The 26,981-nt window shown below is 70.3% G+C and carries 25 protein-coding genes; 14 read left to right on the top strand and 11 right to left on the bottom strand.

Annotated features, from left to right (window positions below):
- The first annotated feature begins 66 nt into the window (after positions 1 to 66).
- From R2B38_RS40060 to R2B38_RS40050, 3 genes are all read left to right on the top strand, one after another.
- On the top strand, positions 67 to 1,800 hold the full coding sequence (locus tag R2B38_RS40060) for an ArnT family glycosyltransferase (RefSeq protein ID WP_318020699.1): 1,734 nt from the start codon (positions 67 to 69) through the stop codon (positions 1,798 to 1,800).
- Between the two features lie 67 nt (positions 1,801 to 1,867).
- Positions 1,868 to 2,788, top strand: coding sequence for a MurR/RpiR family transcriptional regulator (locus R2B38_RS40055; RefSeq protein WP_019064418.1), 921 nt, complete (start codon positions 1,868 to 1,870; stop codon positions 2,786 to 2,788).
- A 366-nt stretch (positions 2,789 to 3,154) separates the two neighbouring features.
- Positions 3,155 to 3,529 carry a hypothetical protein gene (locus R2B38_RS40050; protein ID WP_019064417.1) on the top strand — a complete coding sequence of 125 codons (375 nt, stop codon included), beginning with the start codon at positions 3,155 to 3,157 and terminating at the stop codon, positions 3,527 to 3,529.
- 252 nt (positions 3,530 to 3,781) lie between these two features.
- On the opposite strand, the gene R2B38_RS40045 is transcribed toward R2B38_RS40050, so the two are convergent.
- The 3 genes from R2B38_RS40045 to R2B38_RS40035 form a co-directional block, all read right to left on the bottom strand.
- Complete coding sequence (locus tag R2B38_RS40045) at positions 3,782 to 4,441, bottom strand: peptidoglycan-binding domain-containing protein (protein WP_318020697.1); 660 nt, start codon at positions 4,439 to 4,441, stop codon at positions 3,782 to 3,784.
- A gap of 76 nt (positions 4,442 to 4,517) precedes the next feature.
- Positions 4,518 to 5,357: a hypothetical protein gene (locus tag R2B38_RS40040; protein WP_318021911.1), complete on the bottom strand. Its 840-nt coding sequence runs from the start codon at positions 5,355 to 5,357 to the stop codon at positions 4,518 to 4,520.
- Between the two features lie 80 nt (positions 5,358 to 5,437).
- On the bottom strand, positions 5,438 to 6,553 hold the full coding sequence (locus R2B38_RS40035) for a substrate-binding domain-containing protein (protein WP_318020696.1): 1,116 nt from the start codon (positions 6,551 to 6,553) through the stop codon (positions 5,438 to 5,440).
- Positions 6,554 to 6,731: 178 nt separating this feature from the next.
- Between R2B38_RS40035 and R2B38_RS40030 the strand changes: the two genes are divergently transcribed.
- The 3 genes from R2B38_RS40030 to R2B38_RS40020 all read left to right on the top strand — a co-directional run bounded on the left by R2B38_RS40030 (position 6,732) and on the right by R2B38_RS40020 (position 10,958).
- Positions 6,732 to 7,403, top strand: a complete 672-nt coding sequence (locus R2B38_RS40030; protein ID WP_078652379.1) for a TetR family transcriptional regulator — start codon at positions 6,732 to 6,734, stop codon at positions 7,401 to 7,403.
- Between the two features lie 150 nt (positions 7,404 to 7,553).
- The gene (locus R2B38_RS40025) at positions 7,554 to 7,967 is read left to right on the top strand and encodes a Zn-ribbon domain-containing OB-fold protein (RefSeq protein WP_033280331.1); all 414 of its coding nucleotides are present in this window, start codon (positions 7,554 to 7,556) and stop codon (positions 7,965 to 7,967) included.
- 198 nt (positions 7,968 to 8,165) lie between these two features.
- On the top strand, positions 8,166 to 10,958 hold the full coding sequence (locus R2B38_RS40020; protein WP_411978531.1) for a hypothetical protein: 2,793 nt from the start codon (positions 8,166 to 8,168) through the stop codon (positions 10,956 to 10,958).
- Between the two features lie 87 nt (positions 10,959 to 11,045).
- On the opposite strand, the gene R2B38_RS40015 is transcribed toward R2B38_RS40020, so the two are convergent.
- Genes R2B38_RS40015 through R2B38_RS40005 form a run of 3 tightly spaced genes read right to left on the bottom strand, consistent with a single transcriptional unit; the run spans position 11,046 to position 12,709 of the window.
- Positions 11,046 to 11,516 carry a DUF1003 domain-containing protein gene (locus tag R2B38_RS40015; RefSeq protein WP_318020695.1) on the bottom strand — a complete coding sequence of 157 codons (471 nt, stop codon included), beginning with the start codon at positions 11,514 to 11,516 and terminating at the stop codon, positions 11,046 to 11,048.
- Positions 11,517 to 11,553: 37 nt separating this feature from the next.
- On the bottom strand, positions 11,554 to 11,940 hold the full coding sequence (locus tag R2B38_RS40010; RefSeq protein ID WP_318020694.1) for a PPOX class F420-dependent oxidoreductase: 387 nt from the start codon (positions 11,938 to 11,940) through the stop codon (positions 11,554 to 11,556).
- 10 nt (positions 11,941 to 11,950) lie between these two features.
- The gene (locus R2B38_RS40005) at positions 11,951 to 12,709 is read right to left on the bottom strand and encodes a type 1 glutamine amidotransferase domain-containing protein (RefSeq protein ID WP_318020693.1); all 759 of its coding nucleotides are present in this window, start codon (positions 12,707 to 12,709) and stop codon (positions 11,951 to 11,953) included.
- 235 nt (positions 12,710 to 12,944) lie between these two features.
- Here R2B38_RS40005 and R2B38_RS40000 point away from each other — a divergent pair, with 235 nt between their 5' ends.
- Positions 12,945 to 14,315 carry a S1 family peptidase gene (locus R2B38_RS40000; protein ID WP_318020692.1) on the top strand — a complete coding sequence of 457 codons (1,371 nt, stop codon included), beginning with the start codon at positions 12,945 to 12,947 and terminating at the stop codon, positions 14,313 to 14,315.
- A 143-nt stretch (positions 14,316 to 14,458) separates the two neighbouring features.
- Here R2B38_RS40000 and R2B38_RS39995 read toward each other — a convergent pair whose 3' ends face one another.
- Both R2B38_RS39995 and R2B38_RS39990 read right to left on the bottom strand, forming a co-directional pair.
- On the bottom strand, positions 14,459 to 14,644 hold the full coding sequence (locus R2B38_RS39995) for a hypothetical protein (protein ID WP_318020691.1): 186 nt from the start codon (positions 14,642 to 14,644) through the stop codon (positions 14,459 to 14,461).
- Between the two features lie 99 nt (positions 14,645 to 14,743).
- Positions 14,744 to 15,904, bottom strand: a complete 1,161-nt coding sequence (locus R2B38_RS39990) for an ROK family transcriptional regulator (protein WP_318020690.1) — start codon at positions 15,902 to 15,904, stop codon at positions 14,744 to 14,746.
- 182 nt (positions 15,905 to 16,086) lie between these two features.
- Between R2B38_RS39990 and R2B38_RS39985 the strand changes: the two genes are divergently transcribed.
- The 4 genes from R2B38_RS39985 (at position 16,087) to R2B38_RS39970 (ending at position 20,642) form a co-directional block, all read left to right on the top strand.
- Positions 16,087 to 17,004 carry a carbohydrate ABC transporter permease gene (locus R2B38_RS39985; protein WP_318020689.1) on the top strand — a complete coding sequence of 306 codons (918 nt, stop codon included), beginning with the start codon at positions 16,087 to 16,089 and terminating at the stop codon, positions 17,002 to 17,004.
- Between the two features lie 15 nt (positions 17,005 to 17,019).
- Positions 17,020 to 17,976, top strand: coding sequence for a carbohydrate ABC transporter permease (locus R2B38_RS39980; RefSeq protein WP_318020688.1), 957 nt, complete (start codon positions 17,020 to 17,022; stop codon positions 17,974 to 17,976).
- A 10-nt stretch (positions 17,977 to 17,986) separates the two neighbouring features.
- The gene (locus tag R2B38_RS39975) at positions 17,987 to 19,330 is read left to right on the top strand and encodes a sugar ABC transporter substrate-binding protein (RefSeq protein ID WP_318020687.1); all 1,344 of its coding nucleotides are present in this window, start codon (positions 17,987 to 17,989) and stop codon (positions 19,328 to 19,330) included.
- Between the two features lie 112 nt (positions 19,331 to 19,442).
- A complete protein-coding gene (locus tag R2B38_RS39970) occupies positions 19,443 to 20,642 on the top strand; it encodes a Gfo/Idh/MocA family protein (RefSeq protein ID WP_318020686.1) in 1,200 nt (399 codons plus the stop codon).
- 32 nt (positions 20,643 to 20,674) lie between these two features.
- Here the strand turns inward: R2B38_RS39970 and R2B38_RS39965 are convergent, their stop codons facing one another.
- On the bottom strand, positions 20,675 to 21,373 hold the full coding sequence (locus R2B38_RS39965; protein ID WP_318020685.1) for a L,D-transpeptidase: 699 nt from the start codon (positions 21,371 to 21,373) through the stop codon (positions 20,675 to 20,677).
- 336 nt (positions 21,374 to 21,709) lie between these two features.
- Here R2B38_RS39965 and proP point away from each other — a divergent pair, with 336 nt between their 5' ends.
- Positions 21,710 to 23,194 (top strand): glycine betaine/L-proline transporter ProP, encoded by a 1,485-nt coding sequence (proP, locus tag R2B38_RS39960; RefSeq protein ID WP_318021909.1) that lies wholly within the window; start codon positions 21,710 to 21,712, stop codon positions 23,192 to 23,194.
- Between the two features lie 85 nt (positions 23,195 to 23,279).
- Positions 23,280 to 24,680, top strand: a complete 1,401-nt coding sequence (locus tag R2B38_RS39955) for a pyridoxal phosphate-dependent decarboxylase family protein (RefSeq protein ID WP_318020684.1) — start codon at positions 23,280 to 23,282, stop codon at positions 24,678 to 24,680.
- Here the strand turns inward: R2B38_RS39955 and R2B38_RS39950 are convergent.
- A complete protein-coding gene (locus tag R2B38_RS39950) occupies positions 24,654 to 25,457 on the bottom strand; it encodes an SDR family NAD(P)-dependent oxidoreductase (protein ID WP_318020683.1) in 804 nt (267 codons plus the stop codon). The two genes, R2B38_RS39955 and R2B38_RS39950, sit on opposite strands and share 27 nt — an antisense overlap.
- Before the next feature lie 50 nt (positions 25,458 to 25,507).
- Here R2B38_RS39950 and R2B38_RS39945 point away from each other — a divergent pair, with 50 nt between their 5' ends.
- Positions 25,508 to 26,035, top strand: a complete 528-nt coding sequence (locus tag R2B38_RS39945; RefSeq protein ID WP_411978530.1) for a hypothetical protein — start codon at positions 25,508 to 25,510, stop codon at positions 26,033 to 26,035.
- 9 nt (positions 26,036 to 26,044) lie between these two features.
- Here the strand turns inward: R2B38_RS39945 and R2B38_RS39940 are convergent, their stop codons facing one another.
- Complete coding sequence (locus R2B38_RS39940) at positions 26,045 to 26,959, bottom strand: SDR family oxidoreductase (protein WP_318020682.1); 915 nt, start codon at positions 26,957 to 26,959, stop codon at positions 26,045 to 26,047.
- Positions 26,960 to 26,981: the final 22 nt, after the last annotated feature.

The following is a 26,981-nucleotide window of genomic DNA, read 5'->3' as shown; positions in this document are numbered from 1 at the left end:
CAGTAGGGCCATGAAACGGCCCCGGCCCGCTCCCGCCACCGCGCGGCCGGCCTCACCGCAGGGCGGATGATGGCGCGCGAACAGCACTCGGTCCTCGACCCCGACACCCTCGACGACGGCGGTGGCGGGGAATCGCCGCCGCGCGCCGAGGGCTCGCGGTCGGCACGCCTCTACGCCGGACTGCGGCGCCGCAAGCGGTGGCTGTTGCCCGTCCTCGTGGTGGTGCTCCTCGCACAGATGGCCGCCGTGATGATCACGACCGCCGTGCAGCAGACGCCGACCATCGACGAGCCGGTGTACGTGGCCACGGCCACCGTCTATCTGCGCGAGCACAGCCTCGACTACAACCCCGAGCACCCGCCCCTCGGGAAGCTGGTGATCGCCGCCGGAATCGCGCTCGCCGACCCGCACTTCGACACCGACTACCAGGGCGACCAAGGGGCGTTGGGCCGCCACCTGCTGTACGAGTCGGGCAACGACCCCTGGCGGCTGATGTTCTGGGCCCGGCTCCCGGTGATCGTACTGACCCTGCTGTTCGGGCTGGTCGTGTTCGCCTTCGCCCGCGAACTCGTGGGCCCGGCACGGGGGTTGGTGGCGCTCGCCCTGTACGCGTTCTCGCCCGATGTCATCGCGCACGGCTCGCTGGCGACGCTCGACGTGCCGGAGGCCGGCTTTCTGCTGACGTCGGTGTGGCTGCTGTGGCGGGCCCGACGGCGCCCGAAGCTGTATCTGCCGCTCGCCGGGGCCGCGCTCGGGGCCACCGTGGCCACGAAGATGAGTGCCCTGCCCGCCGTCCCCGTCCTCATGCTGCTCGCCGTCGCGTCGGTGTGGTCCGCCCGCCGCCCGGCCGAACGCGCGGCCCGGCTACGGGTGTTGGCGCTCGGAGCCGCGGGCGCGGCCGTGCCGGCCGTGGTGGCGCTGGCCGTCGTATGGGCGTCGTATCTCGTCGTCGATCCGCAGCTGCGGTTCACGTCGACGGAGCCGGTGCCGGTCATCGACGGGCTGCGCGGGCAGTTGGTGCCGCTGCTGCCGTTCCCGCGCGCGTTCCGGGACGGGATGCTCATCCAGTTCGGCATGGAGGACTACCCGTGGCAGGGCTTCCTGTTCGGGCACCTCTACACCGGGTCGCACTGGTACTACCTGCCGGTGGCCCTGATGGTGAAGACCCCGCTCGGCATGATCGTCCTGTGGGCGGCGGGTGCCGTCGCGCTGGTGGCGGTACGGCGGTTGCGGCCCGCGGCGCCGTATCTGCTGGTCCCGACGGCCGTGCTGCTGGCCACGGCGATGGACGGCTCGCGGGACTTCGGCACTCGGTACGCGATCTTCGTGCCGATGTTCCTGGCGGTCGCGGCGGCCTGTGTGCCGGCGCTGCGGTCGTGGTGGCGGTGGGCTCCGCTGTCCGCGGGGGTGCTGGTGGCGTTCGTCGCGGTGAGTTCGCTGCGGACGTTTCCCTACTATCTGCCGTACTCGAACGAGGCGTTCGGCGGTCCGTCCAAGACCTATCTGCGGCTGCACGACTCCAACGTGGACTGGGGCCAGGACCTCGGCCGCCTCGCCGACCGGCTCCACGAGCGGTACGCGGGCGAGCGGGTCTGGCTCGTCTACAAGGGCAGTGGTGTGCCGTCGTACTACGGCATCGAGTCGTCCGATCCGCGCAAGGCAGGGGTGCGCGACGTGCACGGGCTGCTGGTCGTCTCGGACACCGCGATCGACAAAGCCCGGGGAGAACTGGCCGAGTTGATCGACAGCAGCCGTCCGATCGATCAAGTCGGTCATTCGATCACGATCTACCGGCGCTGATCACCCTCTGGTCACAACGCTCCGTGAGCTATGTTCAGTGGCTGTGGGAGACAAAGGAAGCGCACCGGTGCCATCGCCGCAGCAGGCACGCGCCCAGGCATCCGTGATCACCTCGGGAAAAACCGACCCGGAAGTCGGCGCGGCACCGACGTCCCAACTCAGGGAACTCTTCGACGGGCCACGACTGTCACCGGGCCAGCGGCGCATCGCCCAGTACCTGATCGAGCACATCACCGAGGCCGCGTTCCTCTCCATCACCGATCTCGCGGAGCGCGTCGGCGTCAGCCAGCCCTCGGTGACCCGGTTCGCCGCGGCGGTCGGCTTCAGCGGTTACCCGGCGCTACGGGAGCGGCTGCAGGCGATCGCCCTGCGCACCCTTGCGGGCGGCCCGGCGGCCGAGGAGAACCGGAGCAACGAACTGCAGGCCGCGGTCGACGCCGAGATCGCGAACCTGGAGAACCTGCGCCGGGACTTCGCCGACCCCGACCGGCTGATCGAGGTCGGCCGCGAACTGTCGGCGTCCACCCCGCTGACCGTCCTCGGCCTGCGCATCTCCGTCTCGCTCGCCGAGTACTTCGCCTACGCGGCGCGCCGGATCCACCCCGATGTGCGGCTGGTGACCCGCGGCGGCAGCGTCGCCTACGACGCGATCCTGCAGTCCCGGGAGGCGGGCGGCACCTGGCTGCTCGCGTTCGACATGCCCCGGCACGCGCACGAGACGCTCACGACGCTCCGGGTGGCGCGCAGCGCCGGGCTCAAGGTGGCCCTCGTGACCGATCTGGCGCTCGGCGCGCTGGCCGACGAGGCCGACGTCACCTTCGCCACCGGCACCGGCTCCCGCCTGGTCTTCGACTCGTATGCGGCCCCCGGGGTGATGGCCTCCGCGCTGCTCCAGGCCATGACGGACGCCGATCCGGAGCGGACCCAGGCCCGCCTGGAGGACTACGAGCAGATCGCCGAGCAGCACCAGTTCTTCATGCGGGACTGACCCGCCACTCCCCCCCTCATAGGTATGCGCACTGGGACGATTACGCCCTTTTCGCGCATGAATGTTTTCATACGCCTTGCAAAGCGGACGGCATATATAAATACTGCTCACGGATCGCACCCGCCCCGAGAAAGCCCGGTCCGCCCATGCGCACCTCCGCTCGACCCGCCGCGCCGGCGACACCTGCTTCCCGGGGCCCTCTCACGAGCACGCCCTGCCGCCGTCTCCTACCCGCGTCGGCGCCGGGCGTGTTCGGTAGGGCATCGCCTGCGCGAGCGCCCAAGGCGGCCTCGGTCATCCCCTGGGCCGGGGCCGCCTCATACCGTCGACCCACCCCCGCGACGCCGCACACCGGGAAGCGATGACATGCAACTGACCACCACGCGCATCAGCCAGGACTGGCCCTGTCAGGTCAAGACACCCGGCAGCTACGACTGGGAGCGCTCGGCGGCCAAGTGGCTGCGCGAGCTGGTGCCGGCCCGCTACGCCAGCTACCCCGCGTTCATCCGCCACCCCGTCCTGCTCGCCCGCCACGCGCAGATCCAGGTCCAGCACGAGATCCGGGTGGCCCGCACCGCCCTGCAGACCGCGCGCGCCGACCTGCCCGGCATCGGCCTGCCCGAGTCGGTCATCGAGCACACCATCAAGCTGTACGCCGCCGAGGTCCTCCAGCTCCAGCACATCGCGCGCAGCGTGCGGGCCGTGACCGAGGCGCTGGTCGGGCACAGCACCGGACGCTGACCTGGCCACCGGTCGGGGTCAGTCGTCGTCGCGGTGCCGCCAGTACCAGAACACGCCCACGACGAGGGCGAGCAGCAGGACTCCAGGCAGGATCAGACCAGGGACGCGGGAGCCGCTCATCGGCGTGGCCTTCGGTTCGCAGCGGGCACGACGCCGCCGACCTGCGGCGCCGCGTTGTCCATGATGAGGCCCAACGGCCCCGTCAGCACCGCACTTTCCGCAGGCCTTGCCCGCGTTCGGAACCCCGTTCGCCTACTGCCCGTCGTCGAGCGTCGTGCGGGACTCCAGGTCCTTGCGGGTGTCGTCGCCGTACACGCCGTTCTCGTCGCCCCGGATGCCGTACCAGAGCTGGAAGCGGGCGACCGCGGCCGTGAGGGTCGCGTCGTACTGGCCGCTGGTCGAGCCGTTCTCGTAGACGTTGGGGATGCGCAGGAGGCGCTGCTCCAGCTCCTTGACCTGGGGGCCGCTGTCGCCCTCGCGGAGGGTGCCGGCGCCGTCCGGATCGGCGGTCCCTGCGGTGGTCGCCGTGGCGGACGCCACCGAAGTCGGCGTGCTGACCGGCTGGGCCGTACTGGCCTCCCCCCTGCCCGGCAGCAGCAGGGCGCAGGCGAAGCCGACCAGCGCCGCGGCGCTCACACCGACCACGATCGCGGCCCGGCGCAGGCCTGGTCCGAAGGGACCCGCGGTGGTCGGCAGCGGGTGCAACTCGCTGGGTACGGGCGGGAGTTCCTGTGTCTCGGCCTCGGAGCCGAAGAACGGCCGGGGCACCGGCACCGACTCGAAGACGGAGGAGTCCCGGCGAGGCTCCCGCATCAGCTCCGCGAGGTTGTCGGAGCGGCGGCGGCGCAGGACTCGGGCGGGTTCCAGCACCGGGCCGCCAGGCGACGATCCCGGTTCGGGCGGTGTAGACACACTGCTCTCCTTCCGTTCCGCGCGCACGGATGTCCGCCATCCCCCTGGAGAGATACGCGCGCACGGCCGCCGGAGTTCAGCTCGGCCCCACCGCTCGCACGAACCGGTGCAGGGATGCCTTCAGCGCGGCGACGAAGGCGTCCCGCCGGGTGTCGTCGAGCGCGTCCAGGGAGAGGTACGGGTTCAGGTCCTCCAGCTCGACCAGGAGCAGCTCGCCGTCCGGGGCGCGGCAGGCGTCGACGCGCTGAATGCCGTGGTCGATGCCGTTCCAGTCGACGAACCGCTGCGCGAACTCCAGGTCCGCGGCGGCGGGTTCGTAGGGTTCGAGCTGCCAGCGCTTCTCGGTGTCCGGGGCGTAGAGGGCGTACTGGAAGTCGTGGTCGACGAAGTAGAAGGACACCTCGTACGAGAAGTCGACGCACGGCTGGACGAGGACGCTCCCGTCGGCCAGCGCGGGCAGGCGGTCGGCCGGGACGATCTCCAGCCCTATGGAGTCGGCGCCGCGTTTGGGCTTGACCACATAGCGGTCCGTGCGGGGCAGCCGGTCCAGGTCCTCGACGCGGTCGACGGTCGGGATGACCGGGAACCCGGCGGCGCTCAGGTCGAGGAGGTACTGCTTGCCCGCCATGTCCGCCCGGCCCGAGAGCTGGTTGTAGACCCGGGCCCCGGTGCGGAGCGCGCGCTCGCGGAACGCGTCGTACTCGGCCTGATATCCGAGAACGGGCCCGCTGTTGCGGACGACGACCGCGTCGAAGCCGTCCATCAGCGCGGCGGCGTCCAGCGGATGGCACAGCGCCAGGTCGAAGTCCTCGCGCAGCCGGGAGGCCAGGTCGATGTCCTCGTCGCAGTAGCGGCGCCCGCGCGCGGGGTACGTCAGGTCGGTGACGTACAGGATGCGGGGGCGGGCGAGAGGGATGGAGGGCATGCCGGTTCTCCTTGGTCGAGTGCGTTCACCGAGAGCGTTCGCGCGGAATGATCAAAACGGTCGGCCCGCGGTCAACGGGCGAGCGCTCTGGCTCCGCAGGACGAGCGGATCCTCAACTCGGGGAGTAATTCGACGTGTTGACGCGGGGTCGGCCGGCAGCCGGTCGCGCGCTCGGCGAGCCGTTGCAGAAGGAGTCTCGCGGCCGCCTCCCCCACCGCTCGCTTCGGCGGGGCCACGGCGGTGAGCGGTACGTCGGCGAGCGGGGCGACCTCGTCGTCGTAGGCGATGAGCGCCAGGTCGTCCGGGACGCGGATGCCGCGGGCCCGGAGCCGGGGCACGAGCACGATCGCGTCCTCGTCGCTGTGCACGAGGGCGGCGGTGACTCCGCGCTCGCGGACCGCGTCGACCAGGTAGTCCACGCTCGATTCGTAGTCGCCGTGTTCGCGCACGGACGGGGCACCCCGGGCGTCGTCGAGACCGAGGGAGCGTACGGCCGACTCGTAGCCCGCGAGGATCCGCTCGGCGTGCGGGCCCTCCTGGAGTACGGCCGTGATCCTGCGGTGGCCGAGGGCGGCGAAGTGGCCGACGGCGACAGCGGCTCCGTGCGCGCGGTCGGTGCGCACCCGGTCCAGGGCTGCGGCGGGGTTGCCGGGCGGGGCCGAGCGTTCGACCAGGACGGTGGGCACACCCCGGTCGAGGAGCCACTGTTCCTGGCCGCCGACGGGGACACCGCCCGACCAACTGGGCGCGACGAGCAGCCCCTCGGCGCCGCCCGCGACGAGGTGCGCGGCCTGGACGGCGTCCTCCGTGTCGACGTATCCGGAGACGCCGAGGACGAGTCGGCCACCCTGTGCTCCCACGGCCTCGCGGGCGCCGCGCACTATGTCGGCGAAGAGCGAGGCGGTGGTCGGCACGATCATTCCGATCACGACGCCCTCGGCGGACGCGGTGGACTCGGCGGACTTCTTCCGCGCCGCCCGCGTCCCGACGGTGCTCCCGCCGCCCGGCCACACCACCGAGCCGTGCAGCCGGTGCACCCGCCCCTGGCCTGCCAGCGCCTCCACGTCACGCCTCAACGTGACGGCGGAGACGCCGAGTTCGGCCGCGAGCTCGGCGACCCGCAGGCTGCCGCGCTCACGGACGAGTTCGAGCACCCGCTCATGGCGCTGGTCGACGTGCGGTCGCATGGGTCCCCCTGAAGGTGAAACTGGTCGCGGTCACTCTATGCCGCGGATCGTGTCGATCGTTTTGATCGCATCGGTCGCTCCAGATCGGCAAGGGCACTCAGTTCCCCGGCGGGAGCGCACTGAGTGCCATCCCTCCCGCCCTGGTGCTACGTTCCCGTCCATGAGCTCCAAGCCGCCCATGCGGGACGCCCTGGTGGCGGCCGCCTTCCAGTTGTTCCTGGAGCGGGGCTACGAACAGACCACCATCGACGACATCGTGGCGCTGGCCGGGGTCGGGCGGCGGTCGTTCTTCCGCTACTTCCCGTCCAAGGAGGACGTGGTCTTCCCCGACCACGAGCGCTGCCTGGCCGACATGACGGCCTTCCTCGCCTCCGGCGGCGACGAGCACGAGCCCGTACGACGGGTCTGCGACGCGGCCCGGCTCGTGCTGCGGATGTACAACGAGAACCCGACCTTCTCCGTGCAGCGCTACCGCCTCACCAAGAAGGTTCCGGGGCTGCGCGCGTACGAGCTGTCGGTCGTGTGGCGCTACGAGCGCGCCCTCGCCGACTATCTGCGCGGGCGCTTCGCCGGCCGGCGCGACGGCACCCTGCAGGCGGACGTGATCGCGGCCGCCGTGGTCGCGGCGCACAACAACGCCCTGCGTTCCTGGCTGCGTTCGGACGGGCAGCGCGACGCGGGTGCCGAGGTGGACCACGCCCTGGGGTATGTGCAGTCCGCCTTCGGGCTCCCCCCGGAACTGCCCGTCGTGGAACAGCGGCCCGAGGACGTCGTCGTGGTCGTCTCCCGGCGCGGGGTCCCGCTGTGGCGTGTCGTCCAGGAGGTGGAGACCGCGCTCGGCCGCAGCTGAATCCGTAAAGCAAAGGGTACGCAGTGTCTTTACGCTTGGCACTCAGTGCCATACGCTGAGGTCGTGCACGGTGGCACGGCGAGCCGCGCACGTGCGTGCCCGGCCCAGCCGCGCACGCGGGATTCCGGCCGAGCGCAGGGAGTTGACAGCGTGTACCACCACTCAGGATTCGCGACCCGTCCGGCAGTCGGCTCCCCGGCGGGCCTCCTCGATCCGCCCACGGCGGACGGGGACACCATCCTCTTCCAACGCTGCACCTGGTGCGGAACGGCCATGTACCACCGGCTGTTGTGCCCGGTCTGCCAGGGCGGCGACCTGCGCACGGAGCGCAGCGAGGGCACCGGCACGGTCCGCCACTCCACGGTCGTGCACCGCAACACCCCCGCCGCCCGCAATGTGTCGCTGATCGAGATGGCCGAGGGCTTCGTGGTGCGCGGCCGGGTCATAGGCCCACCCATCGGCATCCACAGCGGCGACCGCGTCCGGCTGTCCACGGCGAAGGACCCGGTGCGCGGCGAGCCGGTCTTCCAGCTCCTCGACGAGCCGTACCGCGCCTGGCACTGACCTCACCCCGATCGGCGTCGGTCCAGGGACCGCGTCCGAACGGCCGTGGCGCGAGGCCGGGTTCAGGCCCGGCCGACGAAGATCGGCCGAATCCTCCTCCACAGGCAACCCACAGGCTCCGCTTCTCGTCCTCCGGCGCGCGAGAGGCTCCCGTGACACACGGGACGCCTGAGCCTGGGGTTCGAGGAGGAGAACACATTGTTCCGTGCCCGGCGAATATGGGTCACGGCCGCGACGGTGCTCGCGGTGGCGGGAGGGATGTCCGGGTCGGCGCAGGCGGCGCCACCGTCGGACGCCGGACCGTTCACGGCGACGGCGACGGCGACGGCCAACGACGGTACTCTTCCGCCGGGTTGGCGGATCACGGGGAAGGGTTCCGCGCGGCAGCTGGTCTGGCGCTCGGGCAAGCGGGTGCCCATGGGGGACGCGCGCGTCGAGTTCCATGCCGGGGGCCGGCTCCTCGGTGTGCCGAACCCGGCGAAGGACGGCCGGACGTTCCGGCTCGGCCTCGGTGCCGCCGCCTCCAGGCAGCTGACGGACCTTCAGGTAATGGCCGCAGGACGGCGGTTGGACGCCGCCGCTGACAACACCGGCTCCGGCACGGGCCGTTCGGAGGCCGCCGCGCGGCCCGCGGCCCAGCTCCCGGCCGGTGCGATCGACCCCGGCAAGCCGGGCACGTACCGTACGACGACCGGCGAGTACACGCTCAACTCGGTCCGGCTGCCCGGGTATCCGCAGCCGATCGAGATGCAGGCCGTCGTGGTCGCGCCGAAGGGCGCCACCGGCAAGCGGCCGCTCGCGCTGTTCCTGCACGGCCGCCACTACACCTGCTACAAGCCCGGCACCGGGGACATCACCGGCGACTGGCCCTGCCCCACCGGCCTCAAGTCGGTCCCGAGCTACCGAGGTTACCTGCGCGACCAGCAACTCCTCGCCTCCCAGGGCTATGTCACGGTGTCGATCTCCGCGAACGGCATCAACGCCCAGGACGCTGACGTCGAGGACGCCGGCGCGGAGGGCCGTTCGTCGCTGGTCCGGCAGCACCTCGCCCACTGGGCCGAGTGGTCCGCCCACCCGGAGACTGCTCCGGCGGTCGTCCGCGACGCGCCCCGGGCCGACCTCTCCCGCGTCCTGCTGATCGGCCACTCGCGCGGCGGCGAGGGCGTCAACCGCGCGGCGATGGACAGCCTCTACCCGCCGCCGGCCGCCCAGGACGGCTACCGCGGCCCGGTCCGCTGGAAGATCCGCGGCACCGTCCTCATCGGCCCGACGATCTTCGGCCAGAACCCGGTGGCCGACGTCCCGTCGGTGACGATCCTGCCCGGCTGCGACGGTGACGTCTCCGACCTCCAGGGCGAGGTCTACGTCGACGGCACACGCGGGGTCAGCCGGGGTGCCGCCCTGCACAGCGCGGTCTACGTCGAGGGCGCCGACCACAACTTCTTCAACACCGAGTGGACGCCGGGCCAGGCCCAGGCGCCCGCCGAGGACGACTTCTACGACGACCCCGACCAGCGGGACGCGGTGTGCTCGCCCGGCGCGGCGACGCGCCTGACCGCCGACCAGCAGCACAAGGCCGGCTCCACCTACATCGCCACGGCGGCACGGCTGTTCATCGCCGGGGACGACCGCGCGCGTGAGCTGCTCGACGGCTCGGGCCGCCGCGCCCCCTCCGCCGACCCCGCCCGGGTCCTCACCCACGCGGTGGGCGCGAACCGCGGCGCCGGTTTCCTCCCCGACGGCCAAGTCACCGTGTCCGGCGCCAAGTTGTGCTCCGCGGTGGACCCCGACCCGGCCGTCGCCTGCCTGAGCGACGACTCCAAGGGCATCTCGCCGCACTTCGCGCAGTGGGAGGCCACGAAGGAGGTCGGCCGCCGGGCCGTCGCCCTGCGCTGGTCCGCCGCCGGTTCGAAGGTGACGGTGCGTCCCGGCAAGCCGGTCTCCCTCGGCGGTGCCAAGGGCCTCGCCCTGCGCGTGATCGTGCCGCCCAACACCACAGGCACCCAGCTCGACGTGTCCGTGACCGACACCTCCGGCCACCGGGCGACGCTCGGCCGCGTCCGCGTCGACGGCCTGCCCGGCACCCAGCGCACCGCCTCCTACTGGGCCCGCGAGGTCCGCGTACCGCTGGCCGCCGCCTCGCACGCCGGGCTCGACCTGCGCCACATCAAGTCCCTTGACCTGACCCCGCGTTCGCGCACCGGCCAGGCCTGGCTGATGGACGCCTGGGCCTGGCGCCCCGGCACTCCGGCGGTCACCTCGGCCCCGCTCCCCCGCGTCGACATCGGCCGGCTCACCGTCAAGGAAGGGGACTCGGGCGTCAAGACGTACCGCGTGCCCGTCCAGGTGTCCGGCCACGGCAGCGGTCAGGTCCGCGTCTACATCAACAACCCGGCCACGAACCAGGACACTTCACGTCTGGTGACGGTACGGCCCGGCGGCGACACGATCGACGTACCGGTGAAGGTGGAGGGCAACACCCGCTTCGACTACGGCGTCCAGCACGACATCTTCGTGAAGGCGGTGCACGGCGCGGTGGTCGGCGCCCATCGAGGTGGGGTGACCACGGAGAACGACGACCCGATGCCCACGTTCAAGGTCACGCCGCTCGCGGACCGGGTCACCGAGGGCCAGCCCCTCAAGTGGAAGGTGACGCTGTCCGCACCGGCCGACGTGGAGCTGAACCCGGCGTTCCTCGTCCAACCGATCGCCTCCGGCGCGGAGTTGTCGACCCTGGACGTCGACCCGCAGTGGCTCAGTGAGAACTCCGGTGAGGAGGCCGCGCCGGAGCGCCCGCTGTCCAAGGTGCTGGGCCTGTTCCTCTGGACCACTGTCCCGGCGGGCCAGCTGAGCGGAGAGATCAGCGTGCCGACGATCACGGACCAGGTGACCGAACAGCCCGAGTCCGTACGGTTCGTGGGCGTGAACGAGAACGGGGATCCGCAGAGCGGCGGACCGGAGTTGACCGGCACGGTGCTCGACGCGTCATAGCGGAAGGCCGTAGCAGAAGGTCGTACGACGTGAAGGGGCCGCAGCGCGAAAGCTGCGGCCCCTTCGTCACATTCGCCCAGCGGACGCTCAACTCGCCTTCTGCGTCCCGCCGTTCATCTTGGCGCGGTTCTCGGTGAGGAGTTCCTGGACGCGCTGTTCGACCTCGCGGGGGTCGAGGCCGAGCGCGGCGCCGATGTGGGCGGACCACACCTCGGAGCGGAGGTTGGTCTCGAAGTCGAGGTCGGCGCGGACGTTCTCGCGGGTGGCCTGGCGGTTCTGGCTGACCATGACGAAGGTCGACAGGAAGATGGCCTCCAGGCTGACGATCATCGTGAGCAGCCCGTACGGATACGGGTCGAAGATCCCGCCCTTCCCGAGGAGTCCTTCGTTGAGGGCGATCCAGACGGCGAACCACAGCGCGTGGATGTAGACGAAGAGCATGGTGCCGGCGAACGCGGTGATCGCGTCGGCGACCCGGTCCTGGGTGCTGCGCATCCGGGCGAAGACGATGCGCTCCTGCCGCAGTCGCAGCTCGTCCGGGTTCAGCGCGGGATCCACGGGCGCTCCCTGGGTTCGGTGTGCAAGGGGTTCGTCCTCAGGGGGTGAGCGTCACGCGGATGCCGAGGGTGCCGTCGAGCCCGCGGCGCAGCCTGCTCCCGAGGAGTGTGATGCGCCCCGTGAGGCCGTACTTGCGGGTGATGAGCTTGCGGTAGCGGGCGGTGGTCTCGGCGTCGGCGATCTCGGCGGTGCCGGGCACCTGGTTGCCGGTCGGGTTGCCGCGCAGGTCGCAGGGGCCGACGAGGACGTCGGCCCGAGCCCGGATGCGCTTGACCTTCCAGGAGTCGGCGACCGTCCACACACCGAGGGTCTCGCCGTCGCGCACCACCCACACCGGGGTGGCGACCGGGGAGCCGTTCTTGCGGAAACTGGTGATCAGCAGGTACTGGCCTGCGCCGAGCCGGTCCAGCGGGGTCTCGTCCATGGTCGGCAGTCTAAGCACCCGCGGGTGCCCGCAGCAGATCGAGATACCGGCGGGCGAAAAGGTAGGCGTCGCCGGGCCAGCGCGCCGACAGATAGGCCCCGTCCCGCACGACGAACGCGTGCGTGTCGTCGCTCGCGGTGCCACGCCGGGTGAGTTCCTTGGGACCGCGCTCGAACTGCGCCCCGGGGTTGTCGAGGGCGCCCCGCACCTCGTCCTCCACGTAGGCGGGGTAGGTCCGGTAGTAGCGCCCGAGACGCCAGGCGGTGCTCAAGTAGGCAGTGCGTTCCATGTACTTGGGCAGACAGGTCGTACGGCGTCCGGCGATGATGCTGCGACCGGTGTCCGGGTCCTGGGTACGGGCGAGCACGAGAACCCCGTGACAGATCGCACCGACCGGACGGCCGAGCTTCCAGAACTCCCCCACCTTGGAGCTCAGTTCAGGGGATCCCAGGTACTGACGCATACCGGGCGCGTGTCCGCCGGGCAGCAACAGTCCGTCGAAGCGGGTCACGTCCAGGTCCGCCCACGCGACCGTGTCACCGAACTCCGGTGCGGCGGTGAGCTGTTCGTAGAACCGCTTGGGTTCGTCCTCGGCACCGAGCTGCCCGAAGAGCACGCCGGTCAGCAACCGAGGATCCGCGGCGGGCAGGGTCCCGGCCCGCTCGGTGGCGAAGACGACCTCGTGCCCGGCCTCGGTGAGCAACCGCCACGGCACGGCGACCTCGGTGACATCGAAGTCCCGGTCGGGAACGGGCATCAGCACGCGCATGGGGTCATCATGGCAGCCGGGGCGGGTGTCCATGACAGCACGGCGAGGGCACCGGGCTCCGTCTGGGTACCGCCGAGCCAACTCGGCCGTATGGACCGCTCGTTGGACGTACGCGCTGAAGCCGACCTTCCGTCCGGTGAACACACGAGCGCCCGGCCACGTATGGAGGAAGGGCACTCAACGACCGGAGAGTCCCGCGGTGTCGCACCGCACGTTCGGGGTTCGGGAGCCAAGCATGAGGCACGCACGACGACGGGTCATCCGGCGAGTTACACGGTTGGCGGCCGTCGGCGGACTCCTGCTGGGAGGTGCCATGGTCACCCAGGCGGCCATGGCCAGTGACTCTTCCGGCACGTCCGCCGCCACGCTCAGCGCGCCGCAGACACCCGCGGACAAGGGTTCCGCCCTGGTGGCGAAGCTCGGTTCGGCCCGTACGGCGGGCAGTTGGGTCGATTCCGGCGGCCGTACGGTCGTCGCGGTGACCGACGCGAAGACGGCGGCCGAGGTGACGAAGGCCGGTGCCGAGGCGAAGGTCGTGCCGTACAGCATGAACGTGCTGAACTCGGCTGCCGCGACGCTGAGTTCGGCGCCCAAGGTGCCGGGCACCGCGTGGGCGATGGACTACCGCAACAACCGGGTGCTGGTGGAGGCCGACAGCAGTGTCTCGGCCACCGCCTGGACCGCGATGACGAAGGTCGCGAAGGGCATCGGTGCCTCCGTCCAGATGCAGCGCACGCAGGGCAAGTTCACGACCCGCATCAACGGCGCGCAGCCGATCCTGTCGACCGGCGGGCGCTGTTCGGCGGGCTTCAACGTGACCGACGGGACGAACGACTTCATCCTCACGGCCGGGCACTGCGGGCCGGTCGGGTCCATCTGGTTCGCCAACAACCAGGGTGACCAGCAGTTGGGCAAGACGGTCTCCGACAACTTCCCCGGCAGCGACTTCTCGTTGGTGCAGTACGCGAGCGGTTCCGCCGGTGACGGCGCGGACGTCGTCGCGATCGGCAACGGCAGCGGGGTGACCATCACGGGCCTGGCCGACGCGGCCGTGGGCGAGAAGGTGTTCCGCAGCGGCAGCACCAGCGGGCTGCACGACGGCGAGGTGACCGCGCTCAACGCGACGGTCAACTACCCCGAGGGCACGGTCACCGGTCTCATCCAGACCACGGTGTGTGCCGAACCGGGCGACAGCGGCGGCCCGTTGTTCGCCAACGGCATCGCGCTGGGCGTCACCTCGGGCGGCAGCGGTGACTGCACGGCGGGCGGTACGACGTTCTTCCAGCCGCTGACCAAGGCGCTGGCCGCGCTGAACGTGAAGCTGCTGGTGGCGCCGAAGACGGCCGCCTCGCCCGCGCCGTCGGCCTCCGCAGCCGCCGGAGCGGCAGCAGCCGGTTCGGTCACCCCCGGAACCTCCGCGCCGGCGACGAATGCCACGGCGGAAGGGTCGACGACCCTGGCGGCCCGGCTCACGGACCCGAAGAACGTGGGTCCCGGTCTGCTGGTCATCGCGGGAAGTCTGATCGCGCTGGTGGCGACGCGCTGGATCCGCGCCGAGCAGGACCGCAAGGCGTTCCAGCGGCACTACTCGGCGATGTGGGGCTGATCACTCAAGGGAGTTCGACGAAGGTGATCGGGTCGGTCGGGTCTACAGGGGCTCGACCGGCTGGACCGGGGTCACGAGGATGGCCGGGCGGCGGGATACCGAATACCGACAACGACACCTGCGTCGGTCGACAGCGGCGGCGCTCAGGCCGCTTCAGCCGGGTGGGGAGCCGCAGCGGCCCACTCCATCACAAGCCGTCGGTACTCCTCGCGCTGCTCGACGCTCAGTGTCCCGCCCGATCGGTGCCACAGGGCCCTGATCTCCTCGTTGACCTCGGCTGCCGATCGCTCGGTGGCTGATTCAACGCTGGTGGACATGGTGTGAAGCATACGTCGCCGAAGGTGAAGGCGATGTGAGTAATCACGAGCTATTCGGACATATCGGACCGTGTTGCTGATCACGTCATCTGTCAAGCCCCGTAACGCAATTCACACCTCGGCCACACCGAGCACCAGCACCTGGATCGCCAACACCGCCGCGCCACGCGCCCAGTCGTGGAAGTCGGACACCTTCGTCTCCACGTCGAGCGGGGCGGCGAGCGGATGCCGGTGGGCGCGGAGCGTGTCGTCCACCGTCTTGCCCGCCACGTCGATCAGGCCGACGCCTTCACCAGCGAGCAGGATCTTCTGCGGCAGCACGAAGTTGGCGATCTGGGCGACCAACGTGCCCAGCGCGCGGGCCGCTTCGTCGATGACGCGGGCCGGCATGGCCTCACCGGCGGCGGCGCGGGCGAGGATCTCCTCGTAGCTCAGGTCGAGTCCGGTGGCGGCGCGGATCTGGTAGCGGATGCTGGGGATGGTCAACAGCGAGACGGCGCTGCCCCGTTGACCGGCGGGGGTGATCGGGCCGTTGGGGTTCAGGATCCAGTGGCGGCCGAACCCGCGGTCCTCCTCGGCGTACGGCACCCGCTTTCCGCCGAGGACGAGGCCGTAGCCGATCCCGGCGCCGATGGTGAGGACGACGAAGCGGTCGAGGCCCCGCCCGGCGCCGAACCAGGTCTCGGCCTCCACGAGCGCGGCCACGTCGTTCTCGACGACGACCGGCAACCCGGTGCGCTCCTCGACGAGTTGGGCCAGCGGGACGTCGCTCCACTGCAGGAAGGCCGACTCCCCCACCACCGCACGGTCCTGGACGAGTCCGCCGACGCCGATACCGATGCCGGTGAGCGTGGGGAAACGGGCGGTGAGTTCGGCGGTCATCTCGCCCAGCAGATCGGCCACTCGGGCGGGATCGTGGGTGGTGAGCGGCCGGTCGAGGCGGGCGACGATGTCGCTCCTGAGGGTGGTGACGACGCCGTAGACCATGTCCTCGGTGACCTTGAAGCCGAGGAACGTGCGCGACTCGGCGACCACGTCGAGGGGCTGGGAGGGGCGGCCCTGGCGGATCTCGGCCGGGCCGCCGCCGTCGGCGACCTCGACCAGCAGGCCGGACTCGATCAGCGGTTTGGTGAGGCGGGTGAGGCTGCCCGCCGAGAGGTCGAGCCGGCGCGCGAGGTCGGTGCGCGACAGCGGGCCGTGGACGAGGACCTCGATCGCGACGGAGCGTTCACCGGGGCTCAGCGGCTGCCAGCTGGCGGCACGTGTGGTCATGAGGGTCACACTCCCACAGGGTTTCCCTCCCCGAGGTTTCTTTTCCTCTGGAAGTAACAGGGCCACTCTACGACCACAATCCCGCACAGAAAAGATCCATGCACGGCTATTGACGCCTGGATTCTTTCGTGACGAAAGTAAGTGGCCCGAGGACGAGCCGTCGTAGACAAGGGAGTCTCCAGATGACCATCGCCTCAAGCAGTCCCCCGACCCGCAGGCCGCGGGCCCGTGAAGACAGCGGCGACGGTCGGCTGGCGGCGGTCTTCATCGCCCCGGCCCTGCTGGGTTTCCTGGTCTTCCTGCTCTGGCCGACCCTGCGTGGCATCTATCTGAGCTTCACCCGCTTCAACCTGCTGACCCCGGCGAAGTGGGTGGGCCTCGACAACTACGACCGGATGGTTCACGACCCCATCTTCTGGTCGTCGTTGAAGGTCACCGTCGAGTACGTCCTCATCAACATCGGCATCCAGACGGTGGCGGCCCTCGCGATCGCTGTCCTGCTCCAACGGCTCACCCAGTCCGCCCTGTTGCGCGGGATCGTGCTCACGCCGTACCTGATGTCGAACGTCGTCGCCGGCATCGTCTGGCTGTGGATCCTCGACACCCAGCTCGGTATCGGCAACGAGATCATCGGCGGGCTCGGCTTCGACCACATCCCGTTCCTCGCGGACAAGACCTGGGCGATCCCGACGATCGCCCTGATCAACGTGTGGCGGCACGTCGGCTACACCGCGCTGCTGCTCTTCGCCGGGCTGCAGGCCATCCCGGGCGACATGTACGAGGCGGCCAAGGTGGACGGCGCGAGCGAGTGGCGCATGTTCTGGCGGATCACGATGCCGCTGCTGCGCCCGGTCCTCGCGGTCGTGCTGATCATGACGGTGATCGGTTCGTTCCAGGTGTTCGACACGGTCGCGGTGACCACCGCGGGCGGCCCGGCGAACGCGACGAACGTCCTCCAGTACTACATCTACGGCTCAGCGTTCGGCCGCTTCCAGTTCGGCTACGCGTCCGCGATGTCCGTGGCCCTTCTGATCGTGCTGAGCGCGATCACGTTCCTCCAGTACCGGCTCACCCGCGCCGGCCAGACCGACCTCGGCTGACCGGAAGGAGTCGACATGGCCACCCTGACCACCACGCCCAATGTGCCCAACACCCCTACGCCTACGGCAAAGCAGGAGATCGTACGCCCGCCCCGGCCCCGGCCCTCCGTCGGCAAGATCGCCGCCTGGATCGCGATGGCCGCGATCACGCTGATCACACTGCTGCCCTTCTACTGGATCCTGCGCACCGCCCTCTCCAGCAACACCGGGCTCGCCGCCCACCCCTCGGACCCGCTGCCGGTCGACTTCACCACCGGCGGTTTCGAGCGGGCGCTCGGCCTCCAGTCGACCAAGGAGGCGATCGCGCAAGGCGGTTCGGGCGGTGGCCTCAAGTTCTGGCGCTATCTGCTCAACTCGGTGGTCGTCTCGACCCTGGTCACCGTCTGCCAGGTGTTCTTCTCCGCGATGGCCGCCTACGCCTTCGCCCGGCTCCGCTGGCGCGGCCGGGACCGGATGTTCGGTCTCTTCCTGGCCGGGCTGATGGTGCCGGCCATCTTCACCCTGCTGCCGAACTTCGTCCTCATCAAGCAACTCGGGCTCGTGGACACCCTGTTGGGGATCTCGCTGCCGACGATGTTCATGACGCCGTTCGCGGTGTTCTTCCTCAAGCAGTTCTTCATGAACATCCCGCGCGAGGTCGAGGAGGCCGCCCTGCTCGACGGCGCGGGCAAGGTCCGCGTCTTCTTCCGGGTGCTGCTCCCGATGGCGGCCACCCCGGTCCTGACCCTGGGCGTGCTGACGTACATCACGTCCTGGAACGACTACTTCTGGCCGCTGATGGTGTCCTACAGCGACAGTTCGCGCGTGCTGTCGGTGGCGCTGGCGATCTTCCGCTCGCAGACCCCGCAGAGCGGCTACGACTGGTCGGGCCTGATGGCGGCGACCCTGATCGCCGCGCTCCCGATGCTCGTGCTCTTCGGGGTGTTCGCGCGCCGCATCGTGAGTTCCATCAGCTTCACCGGAATCAAGTAAGGGGCAGGGCATGCGACTTCGTACGGTCACGGCATTGACCGGGGCGCTCGCGCTGTCCCTGACTGCGGGCTGCGCGCAGGGCGACTCCGTGGGGTCGGCCTCGAACACGGTGACGTACTGGCTGTGGGACGCCAACCAGCTCCCCGCCTACCAGGCCTGCGCGAAGGGCTTCGAGCAGCAGAACCCCGGACTCAAGGTGAAGATCACCCAGTTGGGCTGGGGCGACTACTGGACCAAGCTCACCGCGAGCTTCATCGCGGGCACCCAGCCGGACGTGTTCACCGACCACATCCAGAAGTTCGGCCAGTTCGCCGACCTGAAGGTGCTCCAGCCGCTGGACGACCTCGACATCGACGCGTCCGCCTACCAGCCCGGTCTCGCCGCCAACTGGCAGGGCCAGGACGGCCATCAGTACGGCACACCCAAGGACTGGGACACGGTCGCCCTCTTCTACAACCAGAAGATGGCCAAGTCGGCGGGTCTGAGCGCGGACCAGCTCAACAGCCTGTCCTGGAACCCCACGGACGGCGGCACCTTCGAGAAGGCCATCGCGCATCTGACCATCGACAGGAACGGCAGGCGCGGCGACGAACCGGGCTTCGACAAGCACCACGTCAAGGTGTACGGCATGGCCACCGGTGGCGCCGGTGACTCCGACGGCCAGACGACATGGAGTCCCTTCACCGCCTCGGCCGGCTGGAACTACACGGACAAGGCGCGCTGGGGCACGAAGTACCAGTACGACAGCAAGACCTACCAGCAGGCGGTCAAGTGGTACTTCGGCCTGGCGAAGAAGGGCTATCTGGCGCCGTTCACGGACTACAGCGACGGCGCGAACCCGCCCAACGTGCAGATCGCGGGAGGCAAGGCGGCGACCGCCTTCGACGGCGCCTGGATGATCTCCACGTACGCCGCGGCCAAGGGAATCAAGATCGGCACCGCCTACACCCCTACCGGTCCGACCGGGAAACGGGCGACCATGATGAACGGACTGGCCGACTCGATCACCAAGAACGCCCCCAACAAGGCGGGCGCGCGGAAGTGGGTGACCTACCTGTCATCGGACAACTGCCAAAAGACCGTGGGCAGTTACGGCATCGTCTTCCCCGCGACCCCGAACGGCACGAACGCCGCCGTCGCCGCCTACAAGAAGAAGGGCATCGACGTCACGGCCTTCACCCGGCCGGTCGCCGACAAGAAGGACTTCGCCACCTTCTCCTTCCCGATCACCAACTACTCGGCGGACGTGTACGCGTTGATGCGCCCCGCCATGCAGGACGTCTACGCCAACGACGCACCGGTCAGCGGCCTCAGCAAGACCAACAAGCAGATCAACTTCATCCTCGGCCAGTGATGTCCGGCCGGTGATGTCCGCGCAGTGAAGTTCGTTCAGTGAAGTTCGTTCAGTGAAGTTCGTTCAGTGATTTCCGCTCAGGGAAATCCCCGTCAGAGAAGGACACGCACCCATGACGTTCTCCCTCGGCATCGTCGGAGCAGGCCAGTTCTCCGGCCAGTTCGCCCGACTGTTCCAGGCCCACCCGGGCGTGAGTGAGGTCTATGTGACCGACCTCCTGCCGGAGCGGGCGGAGCAACTGGTCGCCGAACAAGGGCTGGCGGGCACTTTCCCCTCCTACGAGGCGATGCTGGAATCGAAGGCCGTCGACGCCGTCGCGATCTTCACCCAGCGCTGGACGCACGGCCCCCTGGTCCTCCAGGGACTCGGCGCCGGCAAGCACGTGTACTCCGCGGTCCCCATGGCGATCAGCACCGACGAGATCGCGGCGATCATCGACGCGGTCAAGGCGACCGGACTGACGTACATGATGGGCGAGACCAGCCAGTACAACCCCGCGACCGTGCACGCCCGCAACCAGATCGCGGAGGGCGCCTTCGGGCGGATCTTCTACGCCGAGGGCGACTACGTCCACGACATGGACCTGGGGTTCTACGAGGCGTACCAGTACAGCGGTGGCGACAACTGGAAGGCCACCGCCAGCTATCCGCCCCTGCTCTACCCGACGCACTCGGTGGGCGGGGTGCTCGGCGCGTGGCAGACGCATGCGGTGAGCGTGTCGGCGATCGGCGTCGTCGACGAGCGCGGGGACGGTGTCTTCGACAAGGAGGTCAGCCAGTTCGGCAACGACTTCTCCAACGCCACCGCGCTGTTCGAGGTCGCGGGCGGCGGTTCGTTCCGTACGAACGAGTTCCGGCGGGTCGGCTATCCCTCGCAGATCCGGGAGTCGCGTTTCCGGTTCTTCGGCACGGACGCGAGCATGGAGCAGCTCGCGACGGTGGCGTTCTGGCAGGACAAGAAGGGGGTGCAGGACATCAGCGAGCTGCTGGAGCCCAAGCCCACCATGTCTCCTGACGATCCGTCACTCCAGCACATCGCGCCGGATCTTCGGGCCGCCTTCACCTCGGGCTCGGCGCCGGTGCACGACCGGTCGCGGCTGCCGCGGGAGTTCGACAACCTGCACAACGGCCATGAGGGCAGCCACCACTTCCTGGCGGACGACTTCGTGACGGCGGTCAACTCCCGCACCCTGCCCAGCGTGAACGCGTGGGTCGCGGCCCGCTACACCCTGCCGGGCATCATCGCGCACGACTCGGCACGGCAGGGCGGGGCGAGGCTGGAGATCCCGGACTTCGGCGACGCGCCCGCGTAACCGGGTTGGTACGCAAGCCGGGTGACCGACTGTCAGGTGCCCGGCTTGCGGCCGTACACGAAGACGTCGTCGCCGTTCTTCAGCAGCGACCAGTACTTCTTGGCGGTGGCCGGGGTCATGTTGACGCAGCCGTGCGAGCCCGGCGGGTTCCACATGCTGAGGCTGACCGAGTGGAAGGCCTGGCCGCCGTCGAAGAACTGGCTGTAGGGCATCGGCACGTTGTAGATGTTCGAGACGTGGTCGATGTCCCGCCAGTAGATCTTCTTCAGACCGGTGCGGGTCTCGTAGCCGTTGCGGCCGGTGCGGACCGGGACCGGGCCGTAGACGAGCCGGCTGCCGTCCTGGATCCAGCTGATCTGGAGCGTGAGGTTCACGCAGGCGATGCGGCCCTTGTTCGTCGGGCACTTGCCGGCCGCGTTCGGCTTGTTGCCCACGGCCTTCTGCTTGTTCATGAGGTCCATCACGCCCCAGGTGACGGACCCGGCGTAGCCGATGTTCGGCGTGATGCCGTGCTTGGTCTGGAAGGCCTTGATCGCCTTGCAGTCGGCGGCGGACTGCTTCCCGTCGACCGGTCGGCCGAGGAACTTCTCGACCTGCTTCTGGTACGGCCCCTTCTGCGTCGTACAGCTCGTCGCCGCCTGCGCCGGAGCACTCCCCAGCACGAGCGTGAGCGGTGCCACCAGCCCGGTGATACCGAGCGCTATGGCACCTCGTCTGCGTATGTCCCCCATGTCGGACCCTCCCCCTTAGCCGGAACTGCGATCTCTGCCACCTAGACCGGTGCGCGGGCGACAGGGTTGTGGCCCGGGCCGGACCGCGACGAAACGGTGACATTCTCCGCCGCCGGGCGGGCTCCGCGGAAGACGGCATTCATAAGCGGACGACGGGTTTCCAGGTGGCCCCCACCGGTTAGGCGTGATCAGTCAGCATTCCGCGGACCGCACGGAGCGCGAAGCGGAACCCACCGACGACACGCACAGGTGCACATGAGGTCAGACAGGCGGGACCCCGCAGGCCCGAACGAACCGCGACGTGGGCTCGGCTCGGGAAACGCGCGCACCGAACGGATGGTCCGGACGCTGCTGCGCCGGCGCAAGAAGGCCCTGAGCCCGGACGACGTGAAGGTGGCCGACCGGCCGGCCGTACGACGGGCCGTGTCGGCCGCGGCCCTGGGCAACACCATGGAGTGGTTCGACTTCGGCGTCTACGCGTACGTCGCCTCGACCCTCGGCAAGGTCTTCTTCCCGGGCAGCTCACCGGGCGCCCAGGTCATCTCGACGTTCGCGACCTTCGCGGCGGCCTTCCTCGTCCGGCCGCTCGGCGGGCTCGTGTTCGGGCCCCTCGGCGACCGCGTGGGACGGCAGAAGGTCCTCGCCGTCACCATGATCATGATGGCGATCAGCACCTTCGCGGTGGGCTTCCTGCCGGGCTACAAGACGATCGGCCTGGCCGCACCGGTGCTCCTGCTGCTCTGCCGGCTGGTGCAGGGCTTCTCGACCGGCGGCGAGTACGCCGGGGCCACCACCTACATCGCGGAGTACTCCCCCGACCGGATGCGCGGCTTCCTCGGCAGCTGGCTCGACTTCGGCACGTTCGTCGGCTACTCCCTCGGTTCCGGCCTGGTCACGGTCCTGACCGCCGCCCTGTCCGAGGACCAGATGGTCGACTGGGGCTGGCGGATCCCGTTCTACGTCGCGGGTCCGCTCGGGATCATCGGCCTCTACATGCGGCTCAGGCTGGAGGAGACGCCCGCGTTCCAGGAGGTCGAGGAGAAGCGCGGGGAGGAGGCCCGGATGTCGGGGAAGGGCCGCCTCAAGGAAGTGTTCACCGAGCACTGGCAGGCCCTGCTCGTCTGTGTCGGCCTCGTCCTGCTCTACAACGTCACCAACTACATGGTGACCTCGTACCTGCCGACGTACATGAGCTCCACCCTCGGCGAGTCCGAACTCACCGCCCAGCTCCTGGTGTTGGGCACCATGGTGCTGGTCGCCCTCACCATCACCGTCGTCGGCCGCTCCTCGGACCGGTACGGCAGGCGTCCCCTGTTCCTCTGGGGCGGCAGCGCCATGGTCGTCCTCTCGATCCCCGTCTTCCAGCTCATCCGCCAGGGCGGCGTCGTGCTCCCCGCCATCGGCTGTGTGATCCTCGGCCTGTTCCTGGTCTGCTTCGCGGGCACGAGCGCCGCGACCCTCCCCGCGCTCTTCCCGACCCATCTCCGCTACGGCGGCCTGTCCCTGGCCTACAACTTCTCCGTCTCCCTGTTCGGCGGCACGACCCCGCTGATCGCTTCCGCCCTGGTCGACGTGACCGGCGACGAACTCGTGCCCGCCTACTACCTCATGGTCGCGGGCGTGATCGGGGTGATCGCCGCCCTGTTCCTGCGCGAGACCGCGCGCAAGCCGCTGCGCGGGTCCTCGGCCATGGCCGCGTCCGAGCAGGAGGCCCGCGAGATGGTCGCGCACAGCCGCACCCGCGCGGGCCGCCGGGCCCGCGACACCTGGCTCCGGCTGCGCCAGGGGCACCTCCCGCACCGCTCCCACCGGGACGACTGACACCGGCGCGCCCGCGTGTGATCCAGTCCAGTTCCCCCGAATTGGCCCGATACCCGGCCCTCGACCTCCGCCTACGCTGCCGCCCATGCACCGCACTCTCGCCGACGACCTCTCCCGGCTCCCCGCCCTCCTCCATGCCGCCCGTGACCTCGCCGTCCGTGAGCTGGACGGGATGGCCGAGCGCCCGGTCGTCCGGCTCGACAAGGCGCCGGACGGGGAACCGCTGCCGGCCGAGGGGACCGGCGGCGAGGCGGCTCTCGCCCGGTTCGCCGAGCGGTGGGCGCCCGGGCTCTCGGGGTCGGCGGGGCCGCGCTACCTCGGTTTCGTCACCGGTGGCGCGACGCCCGCGTCGGTCGCCGGGGACTGGCTGACCAGCGCGTACGACCAGAACGTGTCCGGCGCGGCCGGTTCCTGGGCGGCCGCCCTGGAGCGGGAGACGGTGGGCTGGCTGCGCGAGCTGTTCGGGCTCGGCGAGGCGCACTCGGGGGCCTTCGTCACCGGCGCGACCGTGTCCAACATGGTGGGTCTCGCCGTAGCCCGCGAATGGCTCGGCGAGCGCCAGGGCGTGGACGTGTCCCAGGACGGCGCCGCCGCGCTCGGCCCGGTCCACGTCCTCTCCGGCAGTCCGCACTCCAGCGTCACCAAGGCACTGTCCGTGCTGGGCATCGGCCGCGACCGGATGCACTACGTGCCCGTACTCGCCGGCCACCGCGAGGCCGTAGACGTGGCCCAACTCGACGCGGCACTCGGCGAGTTGAAGGGCCGCCCGGCGATCGTCGTCGCCAACGCCGGCACCGTGAACACGGTCGACTTCGACGACCTGCGCGCGATCGCCGCCCTCAAGGAACGGCACGATTTCTGGCTGCACGTGGACGCCGCGTTCGGCGGCTTCGCCGCGCTCTCCCCCGCGTACGCCCACCTCGTCGACGGACTCGACGCGGCCGACTCGGTCTGCGTCGACCTCCACAAGTGGCTCAACGTGCCCTACGACGCGGCCGTCCAGTTCACCCGCCGCCGCGACCTGCAGACCCGGGTGTTCCACAACGCGTCCCCGTACCTGGGCTCACCGACCGGCGACCCGGACTTCCTCCACCTCACCCCCGAGAACTCCCGGCGGCTGCGCGCCCTCCCGGCCTGGTTCTCCCTCCTGGCCTACGGCCGCGCCGGGCATCGCGAGATCGTCGAGCGCAACGTGGCTCTCGCGCACCGGCTCGGCGAGGGCATCGCCGCGCTCCCGGGCCTGCGGCTGTCCGCGCCGGTCCGGCTGAACGTCGTCTGCTTCACCCTGGCCGAGAACCCCACGCGGGAACGCGTGGCCGCCGTGGCGGAGGCCGTGGCGGACACCGGCGAGGCGTTCCTGACGCCGACGGTCCACGACGGGACACCCGCGCTGCGCGCCGCGTTCAGCAACTGGCGTACGTCCGAGGCCGATACGGACCGGGTGCTGGCGGCGCTGGCTTCACTGCCCCTCGGCCCCGCGCTGTGAAAGGGACTGCCGGAACCCGGAGTTGACCGCGGTGAGCCCTCCGTCTACGGCGAGGGTGGTCCCGGTGATCCAGGAGGCGTCCCGCGAGGCGAGGAACGCGACGGCCGCGGCGATGTCCTCGGGCTCACCGACCCGGCCGAGCGGGAACAGCCCGCTGAGGACGTCCAGTTCATGGTCGCGTCCCTCCCAGGCGGAGGTCCGTACCGTGCCCGGCATCACCAGATTGACCCGCACGCCGCGTCGGCCGGCGTGCCCGGCGAGGGTGCGGGTCAGCGAGGTGAGTCCGGCCTTGGCCGCGCTGTAGGCGTGGTTGCCGAAGTCCTGACTGCCGTTCACGGAACCGATGTTGACGATCGCCCCGCGTCCCGAGGCGACCAGGTGCGGGAGGGCGGCCCGGCAGCAGCGGTACGTCCCCGTCAGCGTGATGTCGAGGTCGCGGTCCCACTCGTCGTCCGGCTGGTCCTCGAAGAGCGGGAGGTCGGGCGTGCAGTGCGCGGCGCTGTTGACCAGGACGTCGAGCGCCCCGAAGGACTCGACGGCCCGGGCGACGGCCCGCTCCACCGCCTCCCGGTCCCCCACGTCGCAGCCGAACGCCTCGGTGGCCAGCCCGAGTTCGCGCAGTGCCGCCGCCGTCTTCTCCGCCTCGGGCAGATCGACGTCGGTCACCAGAACCCGCGCCCCCTCCTCGGCGAGCCGCCGGGAGATGGCCGCGCCGATGCCGCGGGCCGCACCGGTGACGAGAACTCCGTACCCCGCGAAGCGCGTTGTGTCAGTCATGGTCCCGAACATACTGCCGCAACGATCAACTCGGCAGATACCGTGCGGACATGAACGCGTTCATCCAGCAACTCCCCGCGCTGATCGGTGTCGTGATCGGCGCCCTCGGCTCGTACGTCGCGATCGTGCGGGGCGACCAGGCGAGGTTCCGCCGTGAGCGGGACGCCCGTTGGGAGGAGCGGCGGCTGGAGGTGTACGCCGAGTACGCCCGGACGCTGAAGAAGTCGGTGACCCTGACGTACCGGGTCGCCTCCCACTTCGGCAACGACCCGCATCCGCACCCGCTCTCCCCGGCCGAGGCGGAACCGCTGCTGGCCGAGGCCACCGTGGACCGGGATCCGCCCGGTGAGGCGCTGCTCCTGCTGGGGAGCACGGAGGTGGTGGACAAGGCCCGGGCGTGGGTCGGCGCGGTGATGGCGATGGAGCGGTTCATGCGCGCGGAGACCCACGACCCGCATGCCTGGAGCGAGTTGATGGAGCGTCAGCGTGCCAGGCGCGAGGGCTACTACGCGGCCGTACGGGACGATCTGGCGCTGCCGCCGGGCCACTCGGGGCGCTGGCCGGTGACCCGGATCTGACCGCGCACCTCACCGGTACCCGGTCACATCCGCGGGCTTCCCCACGTCCTGTACCTCCACCAGGTACCGCCACGCGTCCGGGCGGCTGCCGTCGAGGTCCGTGAAGCCGTAGACCGGGGCGAGTCCGCCGCTGGACAGCGACTGCCCGTTCCAGCGGGCCACTTCGGGGTCGGCGGCGAGGGCGGCGACGGCGCGGCCGACATAGCGCGGGGTCTCCGAGATGGCGAAGTGCGGGACGCGGGCCAGAGCGTCGCGCCAGTTGTCCTCGCGCACGCCGAACTGGTCGAGCATGATCTCCGAGCGCAGCCAGCCCGGGGTCAACGCGACGGCGGTGGCGCCGCGTTGACCGAGTTCGTGGCCGAGGGCGAAGGCCATGCGCAGGACGGACGTCTTGGCGAGGTCGTAGAAGAAGGAGACGCGGTAGGTGTCGCGGTTGTACTCGGCGGTCCCGTCGGTCATCTCGACGACCAGGCCGCCGGGCCGGCGCAGCAGCAGGGGCAGCGCGTGGTGGCTGGTGATCGCGTGCGTCTCCACCGCCAGCCGGAGGAGGCGGAGCCCCTTGTCGAGGTCGTGTTCCCAGACCGGGGCGTCCCAGGCGAAAAGGTGCTCGGCGCCCCAGATGTCGTTGACGAGGACGTCGAGGCGGCCCTGTTCGTCGTCGATGCGGTCGACGAGTGCCCGGACGGCCGAGGGCTCCAGGTGGTCCGTGGGCACGGCGATGCCCCGGCCGCCGGCCGCGGTGACGAGGTCTGCGGTGTCCTCGACGGTCTCGGGCCTGTCGTACTCGGAGCGCTGCGCGCGGGTGCTGCGACCGCTCACGTAGACGGTGGCGCCGGCCGCGCCCAGCTCCACGGCGATCCCGCGCCCCGCTCCGCGTGTCGCCCCCGCGACCAGCGCGACCTTGCCCTCCAGTGGACCCGGCATGTCCGACCTCCCGTGCTCGTTC

Origin of the sequence: Streptomyces sp. N50, assembly GCF_033335955.1 — a bacterium.
Taxonomy (GTDB): Bacteria; Actinomycetota; Actinomycetes; order Streptomycetales; family Streptomycetaceae; genus Streptomyces.
Note: the sequence above shows the minus strand (reverse complement) of the source record. Positions and strands in the feature narration are given on the sequence as shown.